Genomic DNA, 24,070 nt, shown 5'->3' on the forward strand with positions numbered 1-24,070 from the left:
GATGGGCCGCTGCGCCCGACCCTGATCCGACAGAGCCTAGTCCGGAAGGGACCAGTCGATTGGCGATCCGCCCTGTTCGACCAGGAGGGCGTTGGCGCGGGAGAACGGCCGGGAGCCGAAGAACCCGCGACGGGCGGAGAGCGGCGAGGGGTGGACGGACTTGATCGCGGGCACGCCGTTGAGCCGCGGCTCCAGGTTCTGCGCATGCCGGCCCCACAGGATGGCGACCAGCGGTCCGCCGCGGCGGCCGAGCACGTCGATCGCTCGCCCGGTGACCTCCTCCCAGCCCTTCTTCGAGTGGGAGGCGGGGGCCCCGGGACGCACCGTCAGCGAGGTGTTGAGGAGCATCACCCCGCGGTCGGCCCACGTCGAGAGGTCGCCGTGCTCGGGCATCTTCAGGTCGAGGTCGGTGGCCAGCTCGGCGTAGATGTTCCGCAGCGAAGCGGGCAGGGGACGTACGTCCTTCTCGACCGCGAAGCTGAGCCCGATCGGGTGCCCGATGGTCGGGTAAGGGTCCTGGCCGACGATGAGGACGCGTACGTCTCGCAGCGGTCGCCGGAAGGCGTTGAAGATCCGGTCGCCGTCGGGAAGATAGGGGCGCCTGGCCGCCAGCTCCTCGCGCAGGAAGCGGCCCATCTGCTCTATCTGCGGCTCGGCCGGTGCCAGCGCCTCGGCCCAGTCGGCAGCCATCAGACCCTTGTCCACGAGTCCTGCCAGTGCGCTCATTCCCTCAACATATCGTTCGCCACGCCCAGGGACCCTGGATAGGTTGGGTCGTATGAAGTTCGGACTCTTCATCCCGCAGGGATGGCGCTTTGACCTCGTCGGGATCGACCCGGCAGACCAGTGGACCACGATGAAGGACCTGGCGCTCCACGCCGACGGCGGGAGCTGGGAGTCGATCTGGGTCTACGACCACTTCCACACCACCCCGGAGCCCTCGGACCAGGCCACGCACGAGGCCTGGACGCTGATGGCGGGCCTGGGCGCGGTCACCTCGCGGGTGCGGCTCGGCCAGATGTGCTCCTGCATGTCCTACCGCAACCCCGCCTACCTCGCGAAGGTCGCCGCGACCGCCGACCACGTCAGCGGCGGCCGGATCGAGATGGGCATCGGCGCGGGCTGGTACGAGCACGAGTGGCGGGCCTACGGCTACGGCTTCCCGGAGGCGCGCGACCGGCTCGGGATGCTCCGCGAGGGCGTCCAGATCTTCCAGCAGGCCTGGACCAAGGGCGTCTCGTCGCTGGACGGGAAGTACTACGAGGTCGACGGCGCCATCTGTCAGCCGCTGCCGATCCAGAAGGGCCGTTCCGGGATCCCGCTGTGGATCGCCGGCGGTGGCGAGAAGGTGACCCTGAAGATCGCCGCGCAGTACGCCGACTACACCAACTTCGCCGGCGACCCGGAGACGTTCCAGGCGAAGTCGGAGATCCTGCGCGGCCACTGCGAGAACCTCGGTCGCGACTTCGCCGAGATCACCCGCTCCGCCAACTACAACGTCTTCATCGGCGAGACCGAGAAGGACGCCCAGGACAAGATCGACTGGTACGCCGACCACCTCACCAAGTCCCTCGGCGAGGCCGCCGGCGCGGAGCACGCGCGCCGCAGCGGGAGCCAGGGTCTGGTCGGCACGCCCGAGCAGATCGTGGAGAAGCTGAAGGCGATGGAGGAGCTGGGGATGACGTACGCCATCACCTACTTCGGCGACGCCGCCTACGACCGCTCCTCGATCGAGCTCTTCGAGTCGAAGGTCGTGCCCGAGCTCGTCTGAGCGACGCCTGCCGACACCGCCACGGACGTTTACAACGCGGTGGCGGGCCGGTAGGAAGTCGTACATGAAGATGACGACCCTCCTCGGGGGCGCGGCGGTTGCCGCTGCCGTGGTCGCCGCGCGCGACCTGACCCAGCGCAAGCACGCGATCCTTCGGAACTTCCCGGTGATCGGGCACGCGCGCTACCTGATGGAGAAGATCGGGCCGGAGCTGCGGCAGTACATCGTCGCCGACAACGACGAGGAGCGTCCGTTCAGCCGTGACCAGCGGCGCTGGGTGTACGCCTCGTCCAAGGAGCAGAACAACTACTTCGGCTTCGGCACCGACAACGACATCGAGCACACGCAGGGCCACATCCACATCAAGCACCGTACGTTCGCCGACAGTCTTCCCGACGACCACGACCGGGCCGCCAGGCTCCCGTCGGCGAAGGTGCTCGGTGGCCCACGCGGGCGCGCGAAGGCGTTCCGTCCGGACTCGGTGGTCAACATCTCGGCGATGTCGTTCGGGTCGCTGTCCGGACCGGCGATCACGGCGCTCAACCGGGGCGCGTTCAAGGCCGGCGCGATGCACAACACCGGCGAGGGCGGCATCTCGCCCTACCACCTCGAGGGTGGGGCGGACCTGGTCATGCAGATCGGCACGGCCTACTTCGGGTGCCGCAACGCCGACGGCAGCTTCTCGATCGACCGGTTGAAGGAGCGGGTGGCCACGGCGCCGGTCAAGGCCATCGAGATCAAGCTGTCCCAGGGCGCGAAGCCGGGCCTCGGTGGGCTGCTCCCCGCGGCCAAGGTGACCCCGGAGATCGCCGCGATCCGCGGCATCGAGGTCGGCAAGGACTGCGCCTCACCGTCTCGGCACTCGGCCTTCTCCGACGTCGACTCCATGCTCGACTTCGTCGAGATGATCGCCGCCGAGACCGGGCTGCCGGTCGGCATCAAGTCGGCGGTCGGGGAGATGGAGTTCTGGCGGGAGCTCGCCGCCAGGATGCGGACGGGGGAGCGGGGCGTCGACTTCGTCACCGTCGACGGCGGCGAGGGCGGCACCGGTGCCGCGCCGCTGATCTTCTCCGACGCGGTCGCGATGCCCTACCGGATCGGCTTCTCCCGGGTCTACGGCACCTTCGCCGAGCTCGGCCTGACCGACTCGATCACCTTCATCGGGTCGGCCAAGCTCGGCCTGCCGGAGAATGCCGCCGTCGCCTTCGCGCTCGGCGCGGACATGATCAACGTCGGCCGCGAGGCGATGATGTCGATCGGCTGCATCCAGGCCCAGAAGTGCCACGACGACACCTGCCCGACGGGCGTGGCGACCCAGAGCAAGTGGCTCTCCGGCGGCCTGGACCCGCTGGACAAGGGTGACCGCTGCGCCAGCTACCTGCGTACGCTGCGCAGGGAGCTGACGAAGGTCTCCGCCGCCGTCGGCGTCGCCCACCCCGGCCTGATCACGCCCCGCGACATCGAGGTCATGAACGGCGACTACGAGTCACGCACCCTCGCCGGCGTCTACGGCTACAAGGACCACTGGGGTGCCCTGGGCCCCGAGGTGGTCGGCGAGCTGCTCGACGTCGTGCACCCCCACCGCACCTTCAACGAGAAGCCGACGACCGCCTGAGGCTCAGGACTCGTCGGCGAAGCGGGCGCCGATGGACTCGCGGATCATGTCCATCTGGCGCATCAGGCTGAGCGTCTGGCTGTGCGGCACCAGCGGGGACTCCAGGAGGCCCTCGCGCAGGCAGCGCTGCACCTCGACGATCTCGTTGCCGTACGCAACGCCGATGACGGGCTCGTCGCCGACGATCTCCACCGGCTCGCTCCCGTCGGCGGGCTTGAAGACCGCCGAGGACGGGTGATGGAAGTCGGTCAGCTCGATGCGGCCCTGATCGGTGGCGATCGCGGCCGAGCGGGAGGAGTAGGACGTGACCGACGAGACCATGGTGGAGAGCTCGTTGCCGGCGTACTTCCCGGTCATCACCAGGTCGAGGTCGAAGGTGCCGCCGTCGGCGCCCGTCCCCAGGTTGGCCTGCGCGGTCAGCGAGCGGGCCTCGCCGAAGAGCAGGTGGGCGAAGGTGAGCGGGTAGATGCCCATGTCGAGCAGCGCGCTGGCGCCGAGGGCCGGGTCGAGGAGACGCTGGTGCTGCTCGGGGTCGGCGACGAAGCCGAGCTCGGCGTGCACGTGACGGGGGGCCCCGAAGCGGCCGGACTTCACGTCGGCGACCAGGCGCCGGATGATCGGGTTGGTCGCCATCCACATGGCCTCCATGAGGAACAGCTTCCTGGAGGCGGCCAGGTCGGCCATGGTCTGCGAGTCGGCGGCGTTGAGCGTCAGCGCCTTCTCGCACAGCACGTGCTTGCCGGCCTCGAGGACGAGGGTCGCGTGCTCGAGGTGGTGGGAATGGGGGGAGGCGATGTAGACGACGTCGACGTCCTCGTCGGCGGCCAGCTCCTCGTAGGAGCCGTGCGCGCGGACCGGGCCGTCGGCGGCGGCGTACTCCTTCGCGAACGTCTCTGCGGACTCCTTGCTCCGTGAGCCCACGGCCACGAGTTGGCCGTCGGGGACGAGCATCAGGTCGGTGGCGAGGGAGTGGGCGATCCGGCCGGTGCCGAGAATTCCCCACCTGATCGGGTCAGAGTTGGTGGTCACGCGTCGACTCTAGCCACCTGCGCTGGTCTCCGCGCTTCGCGCGGTCACTTCCTCGCTCGGCGCGAGCGGAGGAGCAGGCTCGCCGCTCGACCTCGCTCCGGTCGTCTCAGCGGCTGTTGGGCGGAAGGACGCTTTTGTTGTGGTTGCCCGGCACCGCGGCGAGCTCCTCGAGGAAGGTGTCGGCCCAGTGGCGTACGTCTCGGGCGGCGACCTGCTTACGCATCGCCCTCATCCGGCGGGTGAGCTCCTTCGGCTCGGCCTCGTAGGCCTCCAGGAGCGCGGCCTTCATCCCGTTGATGTCGTAGGGGTTCACCAGCCAGGCCTGGCGCAGCTCCTCGGCCGCGCCGGCGAACTCGGAGAGCACCAAGGCGCCGTCGTCCTCGTAGCGGCAGGCGACGTACTCCTTCGCGACCAGGTTCATGCCGTCGCGGTAGGGGGTGACGACCATGATGTCGGCCGCGCGGTAGAGCGCGGCCATCTCGGCCCGGGGGAGACTCGTGTGGAGGTAGGAGATGGCCGGGCGGCCGATGCGGCCGAGGTCGCCGTTGAGGCGGCCGACGAGGCGGTCGATGTCGTCGCGGAGCTTGCGGTACTGCTCGACGCGTTCGCGGGAGGGCACCGCGACCTGGACGAAGATCACGTCCTCGACGTCGAGCTTGGTGTCGCGCAGCAGCTCGCCGAAGGCGCGCAGCCGGGCGTGGATGCCCTTGGTGTAGTCGAGCCGGTCGACGCCGAGCATGATCTTCTTCGGGTCGCCGAGCTGCTGGCGGATCTCCTTGGCGCGCTGGTTGACGCCCTCGTCGTGCGCCATCTCGTCGAAGCCGACGAAGTCGATCGAGATCGGGAAGGCGGCCGCGTGCACGGTGCGCCCGTCGGGGAGATAGACCAGGTCGCGATGGGTCTTGTGGCCGACGCGCTGGCGCACCAGGCGGACGAAGTTCTGGGCGGCCTGGGGGAGCTGGAAGCCGACCAGGTCGGCACCGAGCAGCCCCTCGAGCAGCTGTCTTCGCCAGGGGACCTGCTGAAAGAGCTCGGCCGGGGGGAACGGGATGTGCAGGTAGAAGCCGATGCGCAGGTCGGGGCGGAGCTCGCGCAGCATCTGCGGGACCAGCTGGAGCTGGTAGTCCTGGACCCAGACGGTCGCGCCCTTGGCGGCCACCTCGGCGCACTTCTCGGCGAACCGCTTGTTGACACGCTGGTAGCCGTCCCACCACTCGCGGTGGAACTCGGGCTTGGCCACGACGTCGTGGTAGAGCGGCCACAGGGTGCCGTTGGAGAAGCCTTCGTAGTGCTCCTCGATGTCCTGGGCGCTCATGGTCATCGGCAGCAGGTGGAGCCCGTCGTCCTCGAACGGCTCGAGGTCCTCGTCGGTGCCGCCCGGCCACCCGATCCAGACGCCGTCGTTGGCCCGCAGGACCGGCTCGAGAGCGCTGACCAGACCTCCCGGCGAGCGGCGCCACGCCTTCGTGCCGTCCGGCATCTCCACTCGATCGACGGGGAGCCGATTGGCCACGATTACCAGGTCAGCCTGCACATCTCCGACTGTAATGGACCGGAGCCAGGTTCGGTGCGGTGCCGTTCCACTGGGTACTCTGCGGTCCCTCACAGGAATACCTGTCGAGTAACACGCCGAAGGGTGAACCACAGCGGTGTAGTTCGGCGCGTTAGTCTGTGGCCAGATGCAGACGACACCGGGGGACGAGGAATGAGCGCTGTCAACGTGCAGGTCACAGGCCCAGGCGAGGACCCCGCGAGCCTCAGCGAGCGCGACAAGCAGATCCTTGACTTCGAGCGCCAGTGGTGGAAGTACGCCGGCGCCAAGGAAGCTGCCGTGCGCGAGGCGTTCAACATGTCCGCCACCCGCTACTACCAGGTGCTCAACGCTCTGATCGACAAGCCGGAGGCCCTCGAGGCCGACCCGCTCCTGGTGCGCCGCCTGCGACGGCTCCGTGCGGCCCGGCAGCGTCAGCGCTCGGCGAGACGGCTCGGCTTCGAGGTCTGAATGATCAGCGGGGTACGTCCGTCGAAGGGGGAGCGTGGCGTCGCGCTTCCCGCGCCCGTCATCGCGCTGAGCGTGGTGGCCGTCGTCGTCGCGGTGATCGTCTTCTGGGTCACCGGCGGCGACGGAGACGGCCGGGACGAGAAGATCGCCCAGACCGGTGGCAGCCCGTCGGCCTCGGCGTCCGCCTCGCCGAAGGCCGCCAAGGCCGAGGAGAAGAAGCCGGCCAAGGCGGAGCCCTCACCGGTCGACCGTGCCAAGGTCAGCGTCGAGGTCTACAACCAGTCCAACATCGCCGGCCTGGCCGGCGATGTCGCGGCGAAGGCGACCACGGTCGGGTGGAACGTCGTCGGCGAGGACAACTGGATGGGCTCCGTCCCGGAGAACACCGTCTACTACCCGAGCGGGATGAAGCGCGAGGGCCAGCAGCTGGCCGACGACCTCGGCATCAAACGCACCCATCTGTCGGTGGAGGGCTCGATGAAGGGTGACCGGCTGACGGTCATCCTGACCGGCGCCCTCTGACGGGTTCCGGCCGTTCTCGACGGTGTGTGATCTGTCGCACGGCTCGGCATTCCCGGTCGGCTCGGAGGTCGTTGCCGTGTCACAGTTGGGGCATGGCCGAACTCCAGCTTGATGGCACAGCAGGAGAGCAGAAGTACGCCGCGATCGCGGCTGCTGCCGCCGAGACCCTCGTCGGTCTCGACTTCGACGGCACGCTCTCGCCGATCGTCGAGGACCCCGCCTCGGCCCGGATCCACCCGGACGCGGCCTCGGTTCTGATCGCGCTCGCGGCCCGGGTGAAGGCGGTCGCCATCGTCACCGGCCGCCCGGCTGGACAGGTCGTCGAGCTGGGCGGGCTGGCCGCGATCGCGGACTCGTTCGCGGAGCTCGGCAAGGAGCTGTACGTCTTCGGGCAGTACGGCAACGAGCGCTGGAGCGGCTCGGACCGGGTCGTCGTCGGCCCGCCGCCGCCCGAGGGGCTGGGTGCCTTCGAGGCGGCGCTCCCGGCGGTGCTCGCCGCGCACGGGGCGCAGGACGCCTACATCGAGGAGAAGGGTCTCGCCGTCGGGGTCCACACGCGCCGGTTCCCCGACCCCGACGCCGTCACCGCGCGCCTGCTTCCGCCGCTGACCGAGCTGGCTGCCGAGCACGGACTGATGATCGAGCCCGGCAAGCAGGTCATCGAGGTACGTGCCCCCGGCATGCACAAGGGTCACGCCATCGAGACGCTGATCTCGGTGGTCGAGCCGGGCGCGATCCTGTTCGGTGGTGACGACCTGGGTGACATCGAGGCGTTCGAGGCCGTCAAGGCGTGGGGAAAGACCACCGGGTCGCCGACGCTGCTCGTCTACTCCGAAGCCGGGCCCGACCGTGGACCGCTCGCCGGACTGGCCGATCTCGAGGTCGCCGGACCGGAGGGTGTGCTGGGGCTGTTGCTTCGGCTGGCTGACGACGCAGCGGCTGTGTAACAGCGTGGCACAGCTCGCGCCGTCCGCTGACAGCGAACAAGTTAACCGGAGGGAACATCCGGTTGCCCCCAGAAGTTGAGCCAGTATCACTCAACTTTTCTAGGAGGGTCCGCATGGACAAGCTTCCTGTGCTGTTCGTCTCGGATGCCGTGGTCCTGCCGGGGATGGTCGTGCCCATCGAGCTCGACGAGGCCGCGCAGGCTGCCATCGATGCCGCCCGGGCGGGCTCGGAGAGCCGGCTGCTGGTGGCGCCGCGGCTGGGGGACCGGTATGCGACGTACGGCGCCGTGGCCACGATCGAGCGCGTCGGCCGCTTCCGGGGCGGTGAGCCCGCGGCGGTGCTGCGGGCCGTCGGCCGGGCGAAGATCGGGTTTGGCGTGACCGGGCCCGGTGCCGCGCTCTGGGTCGAGGTCGAGCCCGCCACGGAGACGACGACCGAGCACGCGAAGGAGCTGGCCGAGGAGTACAAGCGGCTGGTCGTCGCGGTGCTCCAGCGTCGCGAGGCCTGGCCGGTCATCGACCAGGTCAACCGGCTCACCGAGCCGTCCGAGATCGCCGACACGGCCGGCTATGCGCCCTACCTCGACGACGAGGCCAAGCGCGAGCTGCTCGAGACCCCGGACGTCGAGGAGCGGCTCGAGAAGGTGATCGCCTGGGCCAAGGACCACATCGCCGAGTCCGAAATCAGCGACAAGATCGCCGAGGACGTCCGCGAGGGCATGGAGAAGACGCAGCGGGAGTTCCTGCTGCGCCAGCAGCTCGCCGCGATCCGCAAGGAGCTCGGCGAGGGCGAGCCCGAGGGCTCCGACGACTACCGGGCCCGCGTCGAGGCCGCCGATCTTCCCGAGGCCGTACGTGAGGCCGCGCTGCGCGAGGTCGACAAGCTCGAGCGTGGCTCCGAGCAGAACCCCGAGACGGCGTGGATCCGCACCTGGCTCGACACCGTCCTGGAGCTGCCGTGGGGCGTGGTCACCGAGGATTCCACCGACGTGACCGCCGCCCGCGAGGTGCTCGACGCCGACCACCACGGCCTCGAGGAGGTCAAGGACCGGATCGTCGAGTACCTGGCGGTCAGGGCCCGGCGGGCCGAGCGTGGTCTGCAGGTCATCGGTGGCCGTGGCTCGGGTGCGGTCGTGCTGCTGGCCGGTCCTCCGGGAGTCGGCAAGACCTCGCTCGGTGAGTCGGTGGCGCGCTCGCTCGGACGGAAGTTCGTCCGGGTCGCGCTGGGTGGTGTTCGCGACGAGGCCGAGATCCGCGGTCACCGGCGCACCTACGTCGGCGCGCTGCCCGGCCGGATCGTGCGGGCCGTCAAGGAGGCCGGCTCGATGAACCCGGTCGTGCTCCTCGACGAGGTCGACAAGGTCGGATCCGACTACCGGGGTGACCCCGCGGCCGCACTGCTGGAGGTGCTCGACCCGGCGCAGAACCACACCTTCCGCGACCACTACCTCGAGCTCGACCTGGACCTCTCCGACGTGCTCTTCATCGCGACGGCCAACGTCGTGGAGCAGATCCCGAGCGCGCTGCTGGATCGGATGGAGCTGGTCACGAGCGACGGCTACACCGAGGACGACAAGGTCGCGATCGCCCGCGACTTCCTGCTGCCCCGGCAGCTCGAGCGGGCCGCGGTGACGCCTGCGGAGGTCACGGTCGCCGACGAGGCGCTGCGTGAGCTGGCCGCGAACTACACCCGCGAGGCGGGCGTACGTCAGCTCGAGCGGTTCATCGCCAAGGCGCTGCGCAAGGCGGCGACGAAGCTGGCCACCGGTGCGGAGCACGTCGAGGTCGATCTGGACAACCTCAAGGACCTCGTCGGACGGCCCCGGTTCACGCCGGAGTCGGCGGAGCGTACGTCGGTCCCGGGTGTCGCCACCGGACTGGCCGTCACGGGGCTCGGTGGGGACGTGCTCTTCATCGAGGCGTCGGCGTCCGACGGGCAGACCGGGCTGAACATCACCGGTCAGCTCGGCGAGGTGATGAAGGAGTCCGCGCAGATCGCGCTCTCGTTCGTGCGCTCGCACGCGGCCGAGCTGGGCGTCGACCCGGTCGTGCTCGACCGCTCGCTGCACGTCCACGTGCCGGCAGGTGCGGTGCCCAAGGACGGGCCGAGCGCCGGCATCACCATGGTCACCGCGCTGACCTCGCTCGCGACGGGTCGCCCGGTGCGCAGCGAGGTCGGCATGACCGGTGAGGTCTCCCTCTCCGGCCGGGTGCTGCCCATCGGCGGGCTCAAGCAGAAGCTGCTCGCCGCTCAGCGGGCCGGTCTGACCGAGGTCTTCGTGCCCCAGCGCAACGAGCCCGACCTGGACGAGGTGCCGGAGGACGTGAAGCAGGCGCTGAAGATCAACCTGGTGAGCGATGTCAGGGATGTCGTACGCGGCGCACTGGCGCCCGCCGAGGGAGAGGCCACCACGCAGAGCACGGTGGCCGCTGCCTGACCGGATCGTTCCGGATGCTGCCCGCTTGGTGCCTCGTGCATCGAGCGGGCAGCTCGCACACTGGAGGCATGGGTAACCGGGCGCTTCTCGTCATCGACATCCAGGAATCCTTTCGCCAGAAGGACTCGTGGGAGCAGACCCTTCACCTCGACATCGCCGAGCGCGCCGACCGGCTGGTGAGCCTCGCGCGTGCCGCGGGCGACCTGGTCGTGTGGGTGCTCCACACCGAGCCCGGCAGCGGCGGTGCCTTCGACCCGGACTCGGGTCACGTGCGCTACCTCGAGGGGCTCAGCGGCCCGCGGGACGGCGATGTCGAGGTGCGTAAGACTTCGCACAACGCCTTCACCACCACCAACCTCCAGCAGGTGCTGACCGAGCACGGCGTCACCGAGCTCGTGGTCTGCGGGATCCGCGCCGAGCAGTGCGTCGAGACCACGGCGCGGATCGGCTCCGACCTCGGCTACCGGATCACCTACGTGGCCGACGCTGTCACCACCGAGCCGCTGGGCGGGCTGTCGGCCGAGGAGGTCGTGGAACGGACGAAGCTCGTGCTCAGCGGCCGGTTCGCCGAGATCGCGACCATCGCCGAGCTGGAGGCTGTGGCAGCATCTGCGGCGTGAGCAAGGTCGTGTTCGTGCTGCTGCCCGGCGTACATCTGCTCGATCTCGCCGGGCCGGCTCAGGCGTTCCACACCGCGGGCAACCTGGGTCATCCCTACGACCTCGTCTACGTCGCCGGTGCCGGGCCGGGGGAGGTGCTCTCGGCCCAGGGGCTGCCGTTGGCGGCGACGGCGGAGTGGCCCGACCTCGACCCCGGTGACCTGCTGCTCGTGCCGGGCTGGAAGGCGGCGTACGACCTCGTCGCCGGGCCCCGGCTCACCCCCGAGGCCGCCGAGCGGCTGCGTGCCCATCATGCGGCCGGGGGTGAGGTGGCGAGCGTCTGCGCCGGTGCCGACGCCCTCGGCCAGGCGGGTCTCCTCGACGGGCGCCTGTGCACCACCCATCACGATCTCCAGGACGCGCTGGCCCGGCGCTACCCGAAGGCCCGGGTCGTGCGCGACGTGCTGTTCACCGGCGATGACCGGATCGTGACGTCGGCCGGCATCGCCAGCGGCATCGACCTGAGCCTGCACCTGCTCGCGATGCGCCACGGGCCGGCACTGGCGGCGCGGGTCGCCCGTGACATGGTCGTCTACGCGCGGCGTAACGGCGACCAGCCGCAGGAGAGCGTCCTGCTGCGCCACCGCAACCATCTCGACGACACCGTCCACCACGTGCAGGACGTCATCGACGCCCGGTTCGCCGAGCCGCTTCCGCTCTCCGGCCTGGCCGAGGGCGCGGGTGTCAGCGAGCGCACTCTGACCCGTGCCTTCGTACGCGCCACCGGTCTCACCCCGCTCCGCTACCAGCAGGCGCTTCGCCGAGAGCGTGCCGACCACCTGCTCGCTGCCGGCACGACGATGGAATCGGCCGCTCGAGCGGTGGGCTTCGACGACGCCCGGATGCTGCGCCGCCTCCGCGCCCGCTGACTGTTGGTCCAAGTGGTGGACACATGGTCCACGGAGTGGAACCCGAGTGTGTGGGGTGCCGGATACCTGCCGTACGATCGCTACTGCTCATCGAGAGGGACTGAGGGAACGGCCCAGTGAAGTCCCGGCAACCGACCGCGAGCCTCCTCCCGACCACGGGCAGGGCGCGGAGCAGGTGCTAATTCCGGCCCGGCGCGAGAGACGTGATCGGGGAAGATGAGGAGGAGGTTTCTCATGAGCGCTGCGACCACGGAGACGAAGGGCCTGCGCGAGGGTGCTTTCGGCAACGCCTCGGCGCTGTCGTGCCGGGAGTGCGGCCACCAGATCGACCTCGGTCCGCACTACGCCTGTCCGGAGTGTTTCGGGCCACTGGAGGTGGCCTATGACTTCCCGGCCGTGACCCGCGAGGAGATCGAGGCCGGACCCCGCAACATCTGGCGCTACAAGGCGCTGCTGCCGGTGCCCGACGACATCGAGCAGAGCCCGAACACCGAGCCCGGCTTCACCCGGCTCCTGGACGCGAAGAACCTCGCCAAGGAGCTCGGCGTCGAGAAGATCTGGGTGAAGGACGACTCGACCAACCCGACCAACTCCTTCAAGGACCGCGTCGTCGCGTGCGCGCTGAGCGCCGCCCGCGAGCTCGACGCCAAGGTCTTCGCCTGCCCCTCGACCGGCAACCTGGCGAACGCGGTCGCCGCCGCGGGCGCCCGCGCCGGGATCCCCACCGCGGTCTTCATCCCGAGCAACCTCGAGCAGCCCAAGCAGGTCAACTCGGCCGTCTTCACCGACAACCTGATCGCCGTCGACGGCAACTACGACGACGTCAACAAGCTCGCCCAGGAGATCGCCGCGGAGGAGGACGGCTGGGCGTTCGTGAACGTCAACGTACGTCCCTTCTACGCCGAGGGCTCCAAGACCCTCGGCTTCGAGATCGCCGAGCAGCTCGGCTGGCGCCTGCCCGACCAGATCGTCATCCCGGTGGCTTCCGGATCCCAGCTGACCAAGGTCGACAAGGCTTTCAAGGAGCTGATCAAGCTCGGTCTGGTCGAGGAGAAGCCCTACCGGATCTTCGGTGCCCAGGCGACCGGCTGCAACCCGGTCGCGACCGCGTTCAAGGCCGGCGTCGACGCCATCCGCCCGGTCAAGCCCGACACCATCGCCAAGTCGCTGGCCATCGGCAACCCGGCCGACGGCATCTACGTTCTCGACGCCACCCGCTCCTCCGGTGGTGCGGTCGAGGAGGTCACCGACGACGAGATCCGCGCGGCGATCGTGCTCCTGGCCCGCACCGAGGGCATCTTCACCGAGACCGCCGGCGGCACCACCCTCGCGGTCACCAAGAAGCTCGTCGAGACCGGCGCGCTCGACCCGAGCCTGGAGACGGTGATCATCAACACCGGCCACGGCCTCAAGACCCTCGACGCGGTCAGCGGCATCGTCGGCCCCCGCGCCACCATCGCCCCCAACTACGACTCCTTCGAGGAGGCGGGGCTCTCTCAGGCGTAGGGCCGTGGATGTTCGTCTAGGTATGTAGCCGAACCGTCGCTTCCCGTGCGGAACTCCGCGAGGGAAGCGACGGTTTCTCTGCATACCTAGACGAACCAACCGCCCGTTCACCCTCGTGCGGTACACATGAGGAATGTGAGCAGCGCGAAGACGAGTGAAGAGGCCAGGTGGCTCGGTGTGGTCGCCGCCACCGCCGGAGTCGCCGGCGCGATCGGCGTGGTCGGGGCGGCGGCCGGTGCCGGGTTCGTGACGTTGCTGAAGAGACAGGCTGCGCACGCGCGCGATGTGATCGGCAAGCCTCTCGGCGAAGAGGCGATCGACGCCGACAAGGTCTACAGGAAGACCTACGGAGGTACGCCGGTAGAGCTGCTCGTCCTCGGTGACTCGATCGCCGCCGGGCTGGGCGCGGAGACCAAGGGCGGCACCCTCGGCGCCCGGCTGGCCAAGGGCACGGCCAAGGCGCTGCAGCGGCCGGTGCGGCTGCGTACGGCGGCCGTGGTCGGGGCCGAGACCTCCATGGTCCCCGCGCAGCTCGAGTCCCTGCCGGAGAGCTATCGCCCCGACGTCGCAGTGGTCATCGTGGGCGGGAACGACGTCACCCACCGGGTGCCGCAGAAGGACTCGACCCGGGTGCTCGGCGAGGTCATCGACGCGCTGCGCGAGCGCGGCGCCGAGGTGGTCGTCGGCACCTGCCCGGACGTCGGCGCGGTGCGGCCGCTACCCCAGCCGCTGCGCTCCCTCGGGCGCCGGATCGCCCGGCAGCTGGCCGACGGCCAGCGCGAGACCGCCCTGGCCCGGGGCGCCCACGTCGTGTCGCTCTCCGACGTCGTCGGCCCGTTCTTCATCACGAACCCCGACGAGATGTTCGCCATCGACCACTTCCACCCCAGCGCGATGGGCTACAAGCGCACCGCCAAGGCGATGTTGCCCTCCGTCCTGGCCGCCCTCGGCCAGGTCCACAAGGTCCCCTTCGGACACCACCTCCCCGAGCTCCCGCCCGAGGCGGAAGAGCCGCCAGCCCTTGAGGACGCCGACGACCCCGACCGGCAGCCCTGACCCCCAACCCCGATCCGGCGTGTCAGTCCCGGAAAACAGCGCCGAGTCGGCGCAAATGTCCCAAGCAGCTGGGACAGACGCGCCGACTCGGCGTGTGGTGGCGGGACAGATGCGCCGAGTCGGCTACTCGGTGTCGGCCTCGTCAGGACGCTTGCCGCCGGTGCTGAGCAGGTCAGCGGTGAGGCCGGTGGCGGCGCGGTAGTCGACGGTTCCGGCCGGCGTACGCGGCACGGACTCGACCAGCAGGACCAGCTTGGGCTCGTGAGCATCCCCGAGCACCGCTCGGGCGTGCTTGCGCAGGTCGGCGGCGGCGATCTCGGAGCCCGGGGTCAGCTGCACCAGCGCCGCGACCTGCTGGCCCCAGCGCGGGTGGGGCATGCCGAAGACCGCGGCATCGACGACGTCGTCGTGGGCGAGGAGCACGCCCTCGATCGTCTCCGGGTGGATCTCGAGGTCGCCGGTCCGCACCAAGGTCGCGGCCCGGCCGAGCAGCGTGATCGAGCCGTCCTCCTCGCGACGGGCGAGGTCGCCGGGGAAGGTCCAGCGCCGGTTGTCGATCAGCTTGATCGCGGTGGCCGAGCGGGCGTTGTCCTTGTAGTAGCCGAGCGCGGCCGGGCCGGAGCGGGCCAGCAGCCCCTCGACACCGGGAGCCGCCGGGGTGAGGTCGGGGGTGAAGACCTCCACCTCCGGGCCCACCATGAACCGCGCCTCACCGGGCGCGAGCGCCGAGCCGTCGTCGGCGCGGGACCCGGTGACGCCGGTCTCCAGGGTGCCGTAGGAGTCGACGATGACCCGCCGGGCGAACGCGTCGCGAAGCACGGAGAGAACGCCGTCGGAGAGCGGTGCCGCGGTGTTGGAGACGCCCGCGAGCGAGTGCAGCGGCCAGCGTTTCTTGCCGACGAGCCGCGCGGCGGCAACCGGCCGCGCCTGGGCGTCGCCGAGGAGGGTGATCGCGGTGGCGCCGGACTTCTCGGCGAGGTCGAGGAAGGCCTCGGCCGAGAAAGACTCAGAGGTGTCGAGCACCGCGGTGCCGCCGGCGACCAGCGCTCGCAGGAGCAGCAGTTGGCTCTGGCCGTGCAGCAGCGGCCCGCCGGCGAGCAGCACGACGCCCGAGTCGCGGGCGGCCGCCTCGGCGGCGAGGCCCTCGACCGACGGGATCGGCGCGTTGCGGCGGACGGTGTTCAGGGCCGCCCAGATCAGGTCCTCCTGGCGCCAGACCGCGCCCTTGGGGGTGCCGGTGGTGCCGGTGGTGAAGATGATGTGCCAGTCGCCGGGCGTACGCCCGACCGTCGGCCGCTCCTTGGAGGCCGCGGCGACCTTGGCGTCGTAGTCGGGGCCGAGGACCACCCGGTGAGCCAACGACAGCGAGAGCTCGTCGATGTCGTCGGTGAACTCGGGGGAGACGATGGCCGCGACGCAGTCGGTGGCGGCGTACGTCCTGGCGAGCTCGTCACGCCGGTAGGCGTGGTTGATGTTGACCGGGATCGTGCGGGCCTTGAGGCACCCGTAGAGGGCGTCGACCCACTCGATCCGGTTGGTCGCGTGGACGGCGACCTGGGCACCCGGCTCGAGGCCGACGCTCAGCAGGTGGTTGGCCAGGCGCGTGGCACGCTCGTCGATCTCGGCGTACGTGTAGGCGCGCTCGGTGGTGACGACTGCGGTGCGGTCGGGGATCGCATCGGCCATCGCTTCCAGGATGTCGGGCAGTGTGAGGGGGATCACGGCGGACACAGGGACGTCTGCGCCTTCCTTGGTTAGGGCCAGAGGTGGGGCGTACGACACCGGGCCGTACGTCGGATCAGCCGGCCGTCACCTACGCGCCTCGAGCAGCTCGGCAGCGACCGTAGCGCTCGCACGATAGTCCACCTTGCTGACCGGCGTGCGAGGGACTCGCTCCACGAGCAGGATGTCCTTGGGTACCTTGTAGGCAGAGATCAGGCTGCGGCAGTGCTCCCGAAGCGCGTCGATCGAGGTCGCGGCGCCCTCGCGGAGCTGCACGAGAGCGGTGACCTGCTGACCCCAGCGCTCGTGCGGCGTGCCGACGACCGCGGTGTCGAAGACGTCGGCGTGACGCAGCAGGACCGCCTCGACCTCCTCCGGGAAGACTTTCTCGCCGCCGGTGTTGATGCAGCCCGAACCGCGGCCCAGGACGGTGATCGAGCCGTCCTCCTCACGTCGCGCGAAGTCGCCCGGGATCGACCAGCGCTGCCCGTCGACCTCCTTGAACGTCGCCGCGGTCTTGACCGGGTCGTTGTAGTAGCCCAGCGGGATCGAGCCGGTGCGGGCGAGCATCCCGGTCTCGCCCGGCGCGCACGGCTTCAGCTCGGTGTCGAAGACCTGTACGTCCATCCCGACCTGGAACTTCGGGGCGGCCTGCGCACCCTCGTTGCCCTCGTCGACCTGCATGCCGGTCGCCCCGGACTCCGAGGCGCCGTAGGAGTCGAGGATGTAGCGGCCCGGCAGCGCCTCCCGGAGCTGGGCACGGACCCCTGCGGAGAGCGGGGCGGCGCCGTTCGAGACGGCGAACAGGCTGCTCAGGTCCCACCGTTCCGGTTCGCGCAGGATCGACTCAGCGACCGGGCGGCCCATCGCGTCGCCGAGGAAGGTGAGCGAGTTGACCCCAGCGGCCTGGACGAGGTCGAGGATCGTCTCGGCCGACCAGGCCGGCTCGGTGTAGAGCGCGACCGTGCAGCCGGCGACATGGCCGTTGCCCATGATCCACTGGCTGCCGCCGTGCATCATCGGGCCGCAGGCCAGCAGCACCATCGGCGTCTCCTGCGCCGCGGCCTCCTGGGCGAGCTGCTCGACGGTGTCGAAGGGCGCTCCGAAGCGGCTCGCGTTCAGTGCGGCTCGGATGATGTCCTCCTGGCGCCACACGACGCCCTTCGGCATCCCGGTGGTCCCGCCGGTGTAGATGACGTAGCGGTCGTCGGGGCTGCGCTCGATGTCGGGGCGCTCCTTGGGAGCGGCGGCCACCGCGGCGTCGTACTCCTCGCCCAGCACCAGCGTCGGGATCCCGAGCCCGAGCGCGGCGACCGCCTCGACGTGCTCGGGCCCGATGATCGCCATCATCGCGTCGGAGTTGCGGTAGAGGTGGTCGAGCTCGTCGTGGAGGTACTTGTGGTTGATGTTGATCGGCACCGCCCGCGCCTTCATGCACCCGTAGAAGGCGTCGACCCACTCGATCCGGTTGCGGGAGTGGACGGCGACGTGGTCGCCCGGCTCGACCCCCTGCGCGATGAGGTGGTTGGCCAGCCGGCTCGCGCGCTCGTCGATCTCGGCGAAGCTGTAGGCGTGTTCCATCGTGAACACGGCGGTGCGGTCGGGGACGGCGTCGGCCATCGCCTCGATGATGTCCGGAAGAGTGATCGGGGTCACAGCACCGAGTGTGGCAACTAGAACGTGTTCTCGTCTACCGATCGGGATGCAAAAACTTGCAGAGCGTCCCGGCGCCGGGCGAGATCGGTCCGCTCCGGCCGTGCGCGCAGGGCGCGATGGCGTCCGCATAGGGCTCGATGGCGGCCCGGCGACGCCCTGACGGCCGAGACACGGCCACATCGACACCGCCGACCTCGGGTCCATCGCCGCCGGCCCTGCCCACCTGATTGTTGCGCTGCCCTATCGTGGGCCCGTGCCCGAGATGACCTTCCGAGACGCCACTTTCGACGACGTGGACGCCCTGGTCGGGCTGATCGAGTCGGCCTACCGCGGCGATGCCTCCCGCGCCGGCTGGACCACCGAGGCCGACCTGCTGGCCGGCCAGCGGACAGACCCCGAGGGTGTACGCGACGTGATCACCGCGCCTGGCTCCCGGCTCCTGGTGGCCGAACGCGCAGGCGAGATCGTTGCCTGCTGCCAGCTGCAGAAGCGCGAGGCGTACGTCTATTTCGGCATGTTCTCCGTCTCGCCGACGCTGCAGGGCGCCGGTGTCGGCAAGGCCGTCATGGCCGAGGCCGAGCGGATCGCGGGCGAGTGGGGTGCGGAGGAGATCCGGATGACGGTGATCCGCCAGCGCGAGGACCTGATCGCGTTCTACGAGCGGCGGGGGTTCGGGCGTACGGGGCGCTTCGAGCCGTTCCCTTATGGCGACGAGCGCTTCGGCGTGCCGCTGCGCGAAGACCTCGAGTTCGCGGAGCTCGCGAAGCCTCTCTGACTGTCGCGGCCCCGATTTTCTTGCACTCGCAGGGGTCGAGTGCTAAACATGAGGCTGGCACTCTTACCATGAGAGTGACAACAACCGGACCGGTGACGTTGAGGCGTCGCGAGCGGCAGGGAAGGGTTCTGCCGGGAGTGGCGTCGTCCGTCGCGGGCAACCCATCGGACCGGATCCAACGAACTTCCCAAGTGAAGGATCGCAGGAGCAATGCCGAAGCTCATCGCTTTCAACGAGGAGGCCCGTCGGGGTCTGGAGAAGGGTCTCAACACCCTCGCCGACGCCGTCAAGGTCACCCTCGGTCCCAAGGGCCGCAACGTCGTGCTCGAGAAGAAGTGGGGCGCCCCCACGATCACCAACGATGGTGTCTCCATCGCCAAGGAGATCGAGCTCGAGGACCCCTACGAGAAGATCGGTGCCGAGCTGGTCAAGGAGGTCGCGAAGAAGACCGACGACGTCGCCGGTGACGGCACGACGACCGCGACCGTTCTCGCCCAGGCGCTGGTCCGCGAGGGCCTGCGCAACGTCGCCGCGGGTGCCAACCCGGCCGGCCTGAAGCGCGGCATCGAGGCGGCCGTCGACGCCGTCTCCGAGCAGCTGCTCGCCCAGGCCAAGGACATCGAGACCAAGGAGCAGATCGCTGCTACCGCCTCGATCTCGGCCGCTGACACCACCGTCGGCGAGATCATCGCCGAGGCGATGGACAAGGTCGGCAAGGAAGGCGTCATCACCGTCGAGGAGTCGAACACCTTCGGGCTCGACCTCGAGCTGACCGAGGGTATGCGCTTCGACAAGGGCTACATCTCGGCCTACTTCGTGACCGACCCGGAGCGTATGGAGACCGTCCTCGACGACCCGTACATCCTGATCGTCAACTCGAAGATCTCCAGCGTCAAGGACCTGATCCCGGTCCTGGAGAAGGTCATGCAGACCGGCAAGCCGCTGGTCATCCTGGCCGAGGACGTCGACGGCGAGGCTCTCTCGACGCTGGTCGTCAACAAGATCAAGGGCACCTTCAAGTCCGTCGCCGTCAAGGCTCCGGGCTTCGGTGACCGCCGCAAGGCCATGCTGCAGGACATCGCGATCCTCACCGGTGGCCAGGTCATCTCCGAGGAGGTCGGCCTCTCCCTGGAGACCGCCGGCATCGAGCTGCTCGGCCAGGCCCGCAAGGTCGTCATCACCAAGGACGAGACCACCATCGTCGAGGGTTCGGGCGACCAGGGTCAGATCGAGGGCCGGGTCAACCAGATCCGCGCCGAGATCGAGAAGTCGGACTCCGACTACGACCGCGAGAAGCTCCAGGAGCGCCTCGCCAAGCTGGCCGGCGGCGTGGCCGTCATCAAGGTCGGCGCGGCCACCGAGGTCGAGCTCAAGGAGCGCAAGCACCGCATCGAGGACGCCGTCCGCAACGCGAAGGCCGCTGTCGAGGAGGGCATCCTCCCCGGTGGTGGTGTCGCGCTGATCCAGGCCGCGACCACCGCGTTCGAGAAGCTCGAGCTCGAGGGTGACGAGGCCACCGGTGCCTCGATCGTCAAGGCCGCCATCTCGGCGCCGCTGAAGCAGATCGCCATCAACGCCGGCCTCGAGGGCGGCGTCGTGGCGGAGAAGGTCGCCGGTCTTCCGGTCGGCCAGGGCCTCAACGCGGCCACGGGCGAGTACGTCGACCTGCTCCAGGCCGGCATCATCGACCCCGCCAAGGTGACCCGCTCCGCGCTGCAGAACGCTGCGTCGATCGCTGCGCTGTTCCTCACCACCGAGGCCGTCGTGGCCGACAAGCCGGAGAAGGCCGCCGCTGGTGGCGACCCGACCGGTGGCATGGGTGACATGGGCGGCATGGGCTTCTGAGTCCGTCCCGCTAGCTCCGCCAAGAGGGCCCCTCCTTCGGGAGGGGTCCTCTTCGTTTCCGGCCCGGGCGGGTACTCCAGGGAGTTTCCGTCGGTTACTCGCGGGTAAATGGACGGAAACTCCCTGGACTACGTCAGCGACACCACGCCTCCACGTGGATCCTGGCGCTCTCGACGTCACAGACCTGCGGTCGGGGACACCGGCTACGCTCGACGGCATGGGCCTGAGGGCGATGTCGGCGCTGGCGATCTCGGCCGTGCTTCTTGCCGGGTGCGGTGGTGAACCGGCCGCTTCGCCGCCATCCCGGTTGGCGACACCGACACCGCCGACCTCGGCGACACCCTCCTCGCCCACCCCGAGCCCGTCGGAGACGCTGCCGCCGGTGAACGACAAGGTCTCGCTCCCACAGCTGATGCGCGAGGAGTTCCCGGGCGGCGAGGTGCAGGTGCTGCGCGAGTCGGGCAGCACTGACGCCTACCGGCGCTTCGAGATCAGCTACCCGAGCGGCCCGCTGACGATCACCGGGGTGCTCTTCCGGCCGCGCGGCGAGGGCCCGTTCCCCGGCGTGGTCTTCGCCCACGGCCACATCGACATTGACATCTACGTCACCGGGCAGGGCCTGCGACGCGAGCAGGACCGGCTGGCCCGGGAGGGCTACGTCGTCCTGCACACCGACTACCGCGGCCACGCCGGATCCTCGCCCATCCCCGAAGGAACCGAGGAGGACGAGAGCCGCCTGGGCTACACGCGCGACACCATCAACGCCGTCCAGGCGATGAAACGGCTTCCGTACGTCGACCCCGACCGCACCGCGCTGCTCGGCCGCTCCATGGGCGGGGGAGTGGTGATGAACGCGCTCGTCGCTCAGCCGGGCCTGGTGCGTGCGGGGGTGACGTACGCGTCGATCTCCTCCGACATCGTCGACAACATCAACCGGTGGGCGGTGCCGTCGCGGCCGGAGGAGGTGGCCCGGCTCTACCGGCAGCACGGGGATCCGGAGCGCGAGCCGGAGTTCTGGGCGGGGCTGTCGGCCCGGACGTACTTCGACCGCATCGAGGTTCCGCTCCAGATGCACCACGGGACCGAGGACGAGTCCTGTCCGATCAGCTGGGCCTACACCACCCGGGACCTGATGGCGAGCGCGGGCGTGCGTCAGCGGCTGTGGGTCTATGAAGGGGAGCAGCACGCCTTCGGGCCACAGTGGGACCGCTCGATCAGGCGGGTGATCGCGTTCCTCGAGCGTCATCTGGGATGACCTGGTCAGATGGAAGGAGGGGGGCCCAGCGGTCCCATCTTTTTGGGGACTTTCGACACTGTCTCGACAACAGGTCGGTAACGCAACATTGGTGCTCCACACAGTGGCCGACTGCGGGGAAGCGTCTGGATCTGGGGGGCTTTGAAGCCCAAGGAAGTGTCCGGGTGAAGTTCTGCGGCGGCGGGCGGGGTCAGGGTCTTCGAGACCAGGGCCCCGCCTGCGTGTGTCAACCGCGTCCACGGATGACGCCCAGCGGTGAGGCATGATGGCGGCATGAGTGTGGACGTCGGACCGAAGACCGGGATGCAGCCGCCGCGGTCGCCCTGGCGCTGGCTCGCGGCCGTCATCGCCGTCGCGGTCGTGCTCGTCGCCGTCGTCGCCTCCTTCGGGCTCCTCGGCTCCGACGACACCGCTGAAGACCCCGTCGCCACACCACCCTCGCCGACCGCGACGGTCACCGAGACCGCGCCGGTCCCGTCGGCCTCCACCCCGGCCGGCGCCTCGGGAGCGACCGAGCTGAGCGTCGTCGCCGACGCCGCCCGATGCATTCCGCCCACGTCTAAGTGGCTCTCCCAGAATGCCGCGCTGGCCTTCGAGGGCACTGCCGAGAGCGTGAGCAAGAGCGAGGCCGTGCTGCGGGTGAAGACGTGGATGTACGCCGACGGCTTCGGCGGCACCGACACTGTCAGCATCACCCTGCCCCCGCCGAGCACCATCCCGATGCCCGAGTTCGAGAAGGGCAAGAACTACCTGGTCGCGGCCACGGGCGATGCCGAGGTCATCGGCTGCGGCTACAGCGACGCGAAGACTCCGAAGCTGCAGAAGCTCTACACCGCCGCGTTCAAGTGATCTCCGGGCTCCTCCTCGCTGCCGGCGCCGGACGCCGGATGGGCAAGCCGAAGGCGCTCGTCGACGACTGGCTGGTCCGGTCGGTCGGAGCACTGCGGGAGGGCGGCTGCGACGACGTGCTCGTCGTGCTCGGGGCGTCCGCCGAGGAGGCTCGGACGCTGCTCCCGGCGGGTCAGCGGGTCGCCGTCGCCGAGGACTGGGACGAGGGGATGGGGGCCTCGCTGCGCGTCGGTCTGGAGGCTCTCGGGCCGGACGTGCAGGCTGCCGTGGTCCATCTGGTCGACCTGCCGGACGTCGGCGCCGACGTTGTCGCCCGAGTGGTCTCGACGGCCTCGGCCACCGGGTTGACGCGGGCCGCCTACCACGGGGTTCCCGGCCATCCGGTGCTGATCGGGCGCGACCACTGGGACGGCGTCATCGAGGCAGCCGTCGGCGACCAGGGCGCCCGGGGCTATCTCCGGTCCCATGACGTACGTCTGGTGGAATGCGGAGACCTGGCCGGCGGAGACGACGTCGACCGCCGCTGACGGCGACTCGCTCCTACCCTCCTAAGAGGTTGTCCAACCCTCAGCCAACTCTGCGCGTTCTAGGCTCAGGTCATGGACCTGACGCCCCGGGAGATCGCCGACCGCCTGGCGGCGACGGGATATCTGGCCGATCCGGAGCTGGCGACGGTGACGTTCCTCGCGCTCAGGATGCAGCGTCCGCTGCTGCTCGAGGGTGAACCGGGGACCGGCAAGACCGCGCTCGCCGAGGCCGTCGCCGAGGCGTTCGACCTGCCGCTGGTCAGGTTGCAGTGCTACGAGGGGATCGACGCCACCCAGGCACTCTACGACTGGGACTTCGCCCGCCAGATCCTGCACCTGCGCGCCCTGGAGGCGGCCGGTGGTGCGGGCGAGGTGGAGGAGGCCGAGAAGTCGCTCTACGACGAGCGGTTCCTGCTCGCCCGTCCGGTGCTGGCGGCGCTGCGGCAGGCGCCCTCGGTGCTGCTCGTCGACGAGGTCGACCGCGCTGATGACGAGTTCGAGGCGTTCCTGCTCGAGGTGCTGTCCACCTATCAGGTGACGATCCCGGAGTTCGGGACGGTCGCCGCGACGGTTCCCCCGGTCGTCGTGCTCACCTCCAACCGCACCCGCGAGCTCCACGACGCCCTCAAGCGCCGCTGCCTCTACCACTGGATCGACCACCCGGGCCTGGACCGCGAGATCGAGATCGTACGCAGCCGAGCCCCCGAGGTCGCCGAGGAGCTCGCCCGCCAGGTGGTCACGGTGGTCCAGCAGCTGCGCGGCGCCGAGGGCGCGAACGCCCTGCTCAAGCCGCCGGGGGTCGCCGAGACTCTCGACTGGGCTCGCGCGCTGCACCACCTCGGCACGACCGAGATGAATCTGGAGAGTGCCGCAGCCACGCTCGGTGCGCTCGTCAAGCACCGCGAGGACGCCGATCGCGTCCGGGCGGCGCTGGATCGGCTGCTGGCGTGAGCGAGCGCAAGCGAGCGGCAATGGGCGTCAGGCCGCCGCGCCCGTACTCTCAGCTTTGCCCTACGGACGTGGTGGC

General features: G+C 69.8%; 21 protein-coding genes and 1 riboswitch. Of the genes, 16 read left to right on the forward strand and 5 right to left on the reverse strand.

What is annotated here, in order from left to right; translation table 11 throughout:
- Positions 1–36: 36 nt before the first annotated feature.
- Positions 37–726, reverse strand: a complete 690-nt coding sequence (locus ACFVDI_RS10400; RefSeq protein ID WP_378903921.1) for a uracil-DNA glycosylase — start codon at positions 724–726, stop codon at positions 37–39.
- A 52-nt stretch (positions 727–778) separates the two neighbouring features.
- Here ACFVDI_RS10400 and ACFVDI_RS10405 point away from each other — a divergent pair, with 52 nt between their 5' ends.
- On the forward strand, positions 779–1,771 hold the full coding sequence (locus tag ACFVDI_RS10405) for an LLM class F420-dependent oxidoreductase (RefSeq protein ID WP_378903923.1): 993 nt from the start codon (positions 779–781) through the stop codon (positions 1,769–1,771).
- A 64-nt stretch (positions 1,772–1,835) separates the two neighbouring features.
- A complete protein-coding gene (locus ACFVDI_RS10410) occupies positions 1,836–3,386 on the forward strand; it encodes an FMN-binding glutamate synthase family protein (RefSeq protein ID WP_378903926.1) in 1,551 nt (516 codons plus the stop codon).
- 3 nt (positions 3,387–3,389) lie between these two features.
- On the opposite strand, the gene ACFVDI_RS10415 is transcribed toward ACFVDI_RS10410, so the two are convergent.
- Both ACFVDI_RS10415 and ACFVDI_RS10420 read right to left on the reverse strand, forming a co-directional pair.
- Complete coding sequence (locus tag ACFVDI_RS10415; protein ID WP_378903928.1) at positions 3,390–4,415, reverse strand: Gfo/Idh/MocA family protein; 1,026 nt, start codon at positions 4,413–4,415, stop codon at positions 3,390–3,392.
- Positions 4,416–4,521: 106 nt separating this feature from the next.
- Positions 4,522–5,964, reverse strand: a complete 1,443-nt coding sequence (locus tag ACFVDI_RS10420; protein ID WP_378904106.1) for a trehalose-6-phosphate synthase — start codon at positions 5,962–5,964, stop codon at positions 4,522–4,524.
- Positions 5,965–6,120: 156 nt separating this feature from the next.
- On the opposite strand from ACFVDI_RS10420, the gene ACFVDI_RS10425 reads away from it, so the two are divergent.
- The 8 genes from ACFVDI_RS10425 (at position 6,121) to ACFVDI_RS10460 (ending at position 14,414) form a co-directional block, all read left to right on the forward strand.
- Positions 6,121–6,417, forward strand: coding sequence for a DUF3263 domain-containing protein (locus ACFVDI_RS10425; RefSeq protein WP_091046051.1), 297 nt, complete (start codon positions 6,121–6,123; stop codon positions 6,415–6,417).
- Positions 6,418–6,939 (forward strand): LytR C-terminal domain-containing protein, encoded by a 522-nt coding sequence (locus ACFVDI_RS10430; RefSeq protein ID WP_378903931.1) that lies wholly within the window; start codon positions 6,418–6,420, stop codon positions 6,937–6,939. It begins immediately after the preceding gene.
- A gap of 92 nt (positions 6,940–7,031) precedes the next feature.
- Positions 7,032–7,886: a trehalose-phosphatase gene (otsB, locus tag ACFVDI_RS10435; protein ID WP_378903934.1), complete on the forward strand. Its 855-nt coding sequence runs from the start codon at positions 7,032–7,034 to the stop codon at positions 7,884–7,886.
- 113 nt (positions 7,887–7,999) lie between these two features.
- On the forward strand, positions 8,000–10,324 hold the full coding sequence (gene lon / locus ACFVDI_RS10440; RefSeq protein ID WP_378903937.1) for an endopeptidase La: 2,325 nt from the start codon (positions 8,000–8,002) through the stop codon (positions 10,322–10,324).
- A gap of 68 nt (positions 10,325–10,392) precedes the next feature.
- Positions 10,393–10,944, forward strand: a complete 552-nt coding sequence (locus ACFVDI_RS10445; RefSeq protein ID WP_378903940.1) for an isochorismatase family protein — start codon at positions 10,393–10,395, stop codon at positions 10,942–10,944.
- Positions 10,941–11,852: a GlxA family transcriptional regulator gene (locus tag ACFVDI_RS10450; protein ID WP_378903943.1), complete on the forward strand. Its 912-nt coding sequence runs from the start codon at positions 10,941–10,943 to the stop codon at positions 11,850–11,852. Before ACFVDI_RS10445 ends, ACFVDI_RS10450 begins: the two co-directional genes overlap by 4 nt.
- Before the next feature lie 84 nt (positions 11,853–11,936).
- Positions 11,937–12,075: riboswitch (SAM riboswitch) on the forward strand.
- An 11-nt stretch (positions 12,076–12,086) separates the two neighbouring features.
- A complete protein-coding gene (gene thrC, locus ACFVDI_RS10455) occupies positions 12,087–13,358 on the forward strand; it encodes a threonine synthase (RefSeq protein ID WP_378903945.1) in 1,272 nt (423 codons plus the stop codon).
- A 126-nt stretch (positions 13,359–13,484) separates the two neighbouring features.
- Entirely contained in the window at positions 13,485–14,414 is a 930-nt protein-coding gene (locus tag ACFVDI_RS10460) for an SGNH/GDSL hydrolase family protein (protein WP_378903948.1), read from the forward strand.
- A 123-nt stretch (positions 14,415–14,537) separates the two neighbouring features.
- Here ACFVDI_RS10460 and ACFVDI_RS10465 read toward each other — a convergent pair whose 3' ends face one another.
- Positions 14,538–16,136, reverse strand: a complete 1,599-nt coding sequence (locus ACFVDI_RS10465; RefSeq protein ID WP_378903951.1) for an AMP-binding protein — start codon at positions 16,134–16,136, stop codon at positions 14,538–14,540.
- An 87-nt stretch (positions 16,137–16,223) separates the two neighbouring features.
- Positions 16,224–17,792 carry an AMP-binding protein gene (locus ACFVDI_RS10470; protein ID WP_378903954.1) on the reverse strand — a complete coding sequence of 523 codons (1,569 nt, stop codon included), beginning with the start codon at positions 17,790–17,792 and terminating at the stop codon, positions 16,224–16,226.
- A 262-nt stretch (positions 17,793–18,054) separates the two neighbouring features.
- Between ACFVDI_RS10470 and ACFVDI_RS10475 the strand changes: the two genes are divergently transcribed.
- The 6 genes from ACFVDI_RS10475 (at position 18,055) to ACFVDI_RS10500 (ending at position 23,994) form a co-directional block, all read left to right on the forward strand.
- Positions 18,055–18,567: a GNAT family N-acetyltransferase gene (locus ACFVDI_RS10475; protein WP_378904109.1), complete on the forward strand. Its 513-nt coding sequence runs from the start codon at positions 18,055–18,057 to the stop codon at positions 18,565–18,567.
- A 210-nt stretch (positions 18,568–18,777) separates the two neighbouring features.
- Positions 18,778–20,412, forward strand: coding sequence for a chaperonin GroEL (gene groL / locus ACFVDI_RS10480; RefSeq protein WP_378903957.1), 1,635 nt, complete (start codon positions 18,778–18,780; stop codon positions 20,410–20,412).
- A gap of 217 nt (positions 20,413–20,629) precedes the next feature.
- Positions 20,630–21,667 (forward strand): alpha/beta hydrolase family protein, encoded by a 1,038-nt coding sequence (locus ACFVDI_RS10485; RefSeq protein ID WP_378903960.1) that lies wholly within the window; start codon positions 20,630–20,632, stop codon positions 21,665–21,667.
- A gap of 273 nt (positions 21,668–21,940) precedes the next feature.
- Entirely contained in the window at positions 21,941–22,516 is a 576-nt protein-coding gene (locus ACFVDI_RS10490; protein WP_378903963.1) for a hypothetical protein, read from the forward strand.
- Positions 22,513–23,043: an NTP transferase domain-containing protein gene (locus ACFVDI_RS10495; protein WP_378903966.1), complete on the forward strand. Its 531-nt coding sequence runs from the start codon at positions 22,513–22,515 to the stop codon at positions 23,041–23,043. Before ACFVDI_RS10490 ends, ACFVDI_RS10495 begins: the two co-directional genes overlap by 4 nt.
- Before the next feature lie 72 nt (positions 23,044–23,115).
- Positions 23,116–23,994 carry an AAA family ATPase gene (locus ACFVDI_RS10500; RefSeq protein WP_378903969.1) on the forward strand — a complete coding sequence of 293 codons (879 nt, stop codon included), beginning with the start codon at positions 23,116–23,118 and terminating at the stop codon, positions 23,992–23,994.
- Positions 23,995–24,070 lie beyond the last annotated feature (76 nt).

It is taken from the genome of Nocardioides sp. NPDC057767 (genome assembly GCF_042798275.1).
Classification (GTDB): Bacteria; Actinomycetota; Actinomycetes; order Propionibacteriales; family Nocardioidaceae; genus Nocardioides.

What these genes read in the sequence shown, in the direction of transcription:
- thrC (WP_378903945.1), top strand. Translation starts at nt 12,087, where the DNA reads ATGAGCGCTGCGACCACGGAGACGAAGGGCCTGCGCGAGGGTGCTTTC.
- lon (WP_378903937.1), top strand. Translation starts at nt 8,000, where the DNA reads ATGGACAAGCTTCCTGTGCTGTTCGTCTCGGATGCCGTGGTCCTGCCG.
- ACFVDI_RS10500 (WP_378903969.1), top strand. Translation starts at nt 23,116, where the DNA reads ATGGACCTGACGCCCCGGGAGATCGCCGACCGCCTGGCGGCGACGGGA.
- groL (WP_378903957.1), top strand. Translation starts at nt 18,778, where the DNA reads ATGCCGAAGCTCATCGCTTTCAACGAGGAGGCCCGTCGGGGTCTGGAG.
- ACFVDI_RS10490 (WP_378903963.1), top strand. Translation starts at nt 21,941, where the DNA reads ATGAGTGTGGACGTCGGACCGAAGACCGGGATGCAGCCGCCGCGGTCG.
- ACFVDI_RS10425 (WP_091046051.1), top strand. Translation starts at nt 6,121, where the DNA reads ATGAGCGCTGTCAACGTGCAGGTCACAGGCCCAGGCGAGGACCCCGCG.
- ACFVDI_RS10400 (WP_378903921.1), bottom strand. Translation starts at nt 726, where the DNA reads ATGAGCGCACTGGCAGGACTCGTGGACAAGGGTCTGATGGCTGCCGAC.
- otsB (WP_378903934.1), top strand. Translation starts at nt 7,032, where the DNA reads ATGGCCGAACTCCAGCTTGATGGCACAGCAGGAGAGCAGAAGTACGCC.
- ACFVDI_RS10460 (WP_378903948.1), top strand. Translation starts at nt 13,485, where the DNA reads ATGAGGAATGTGAGCAGCGCGAAGACGAGTGAAGAGGCCAGGTGGCTC.
- ACFVDI_RS10445 (WP_378903940.1), top strand. Translation starts at nt 10,393, where the DNA reads ATGGGTAACCGGGCGCTTCTCGTCATCGACATCCAGGAATCCTTTCGC.
- ACFVDI_RS10405 (WP_378903923.1), top strand. Translation starts at nt 779, where the DNA reads ATGAAGTTCGGACTCTTCATCCCGCAGGGATGGCGCTTTGACCTCGTC.
- ACFVDI_RS10410 (WP_378903926.1), top strand. Translation starts at nt 1,836, where the DNA reads ATGAAGATGACGACCCTCCTCGGGGGCGCGGCGGTTGCCGCTGCCGTG.
- ACFVDI_RS10485 (WP_378903960.1), top strand. Translation starts at nt 20,630, where the DNA reads ATGGGCCTGAGGGCGATGTCGGCGCTGGCGATCTCGGCCGTGCTTCTT.
- ACFVDI_RS10475 (WP_378904109.1), top strand. Translation starts at nt 18,055, where the DNA reads ATGACCTTCCGAGACGCCACTTTCGACGACGTGGACGCCCTGGTCGGG.
- ACFVDI_RS10430 (WP_378903931.1), top strand. Translation starts at nt 6,418, where the DNA reads ATGATCAGCGGGGTACGTCCGTCGAAGGGGGAGCGTGGCGTCGCGCTT.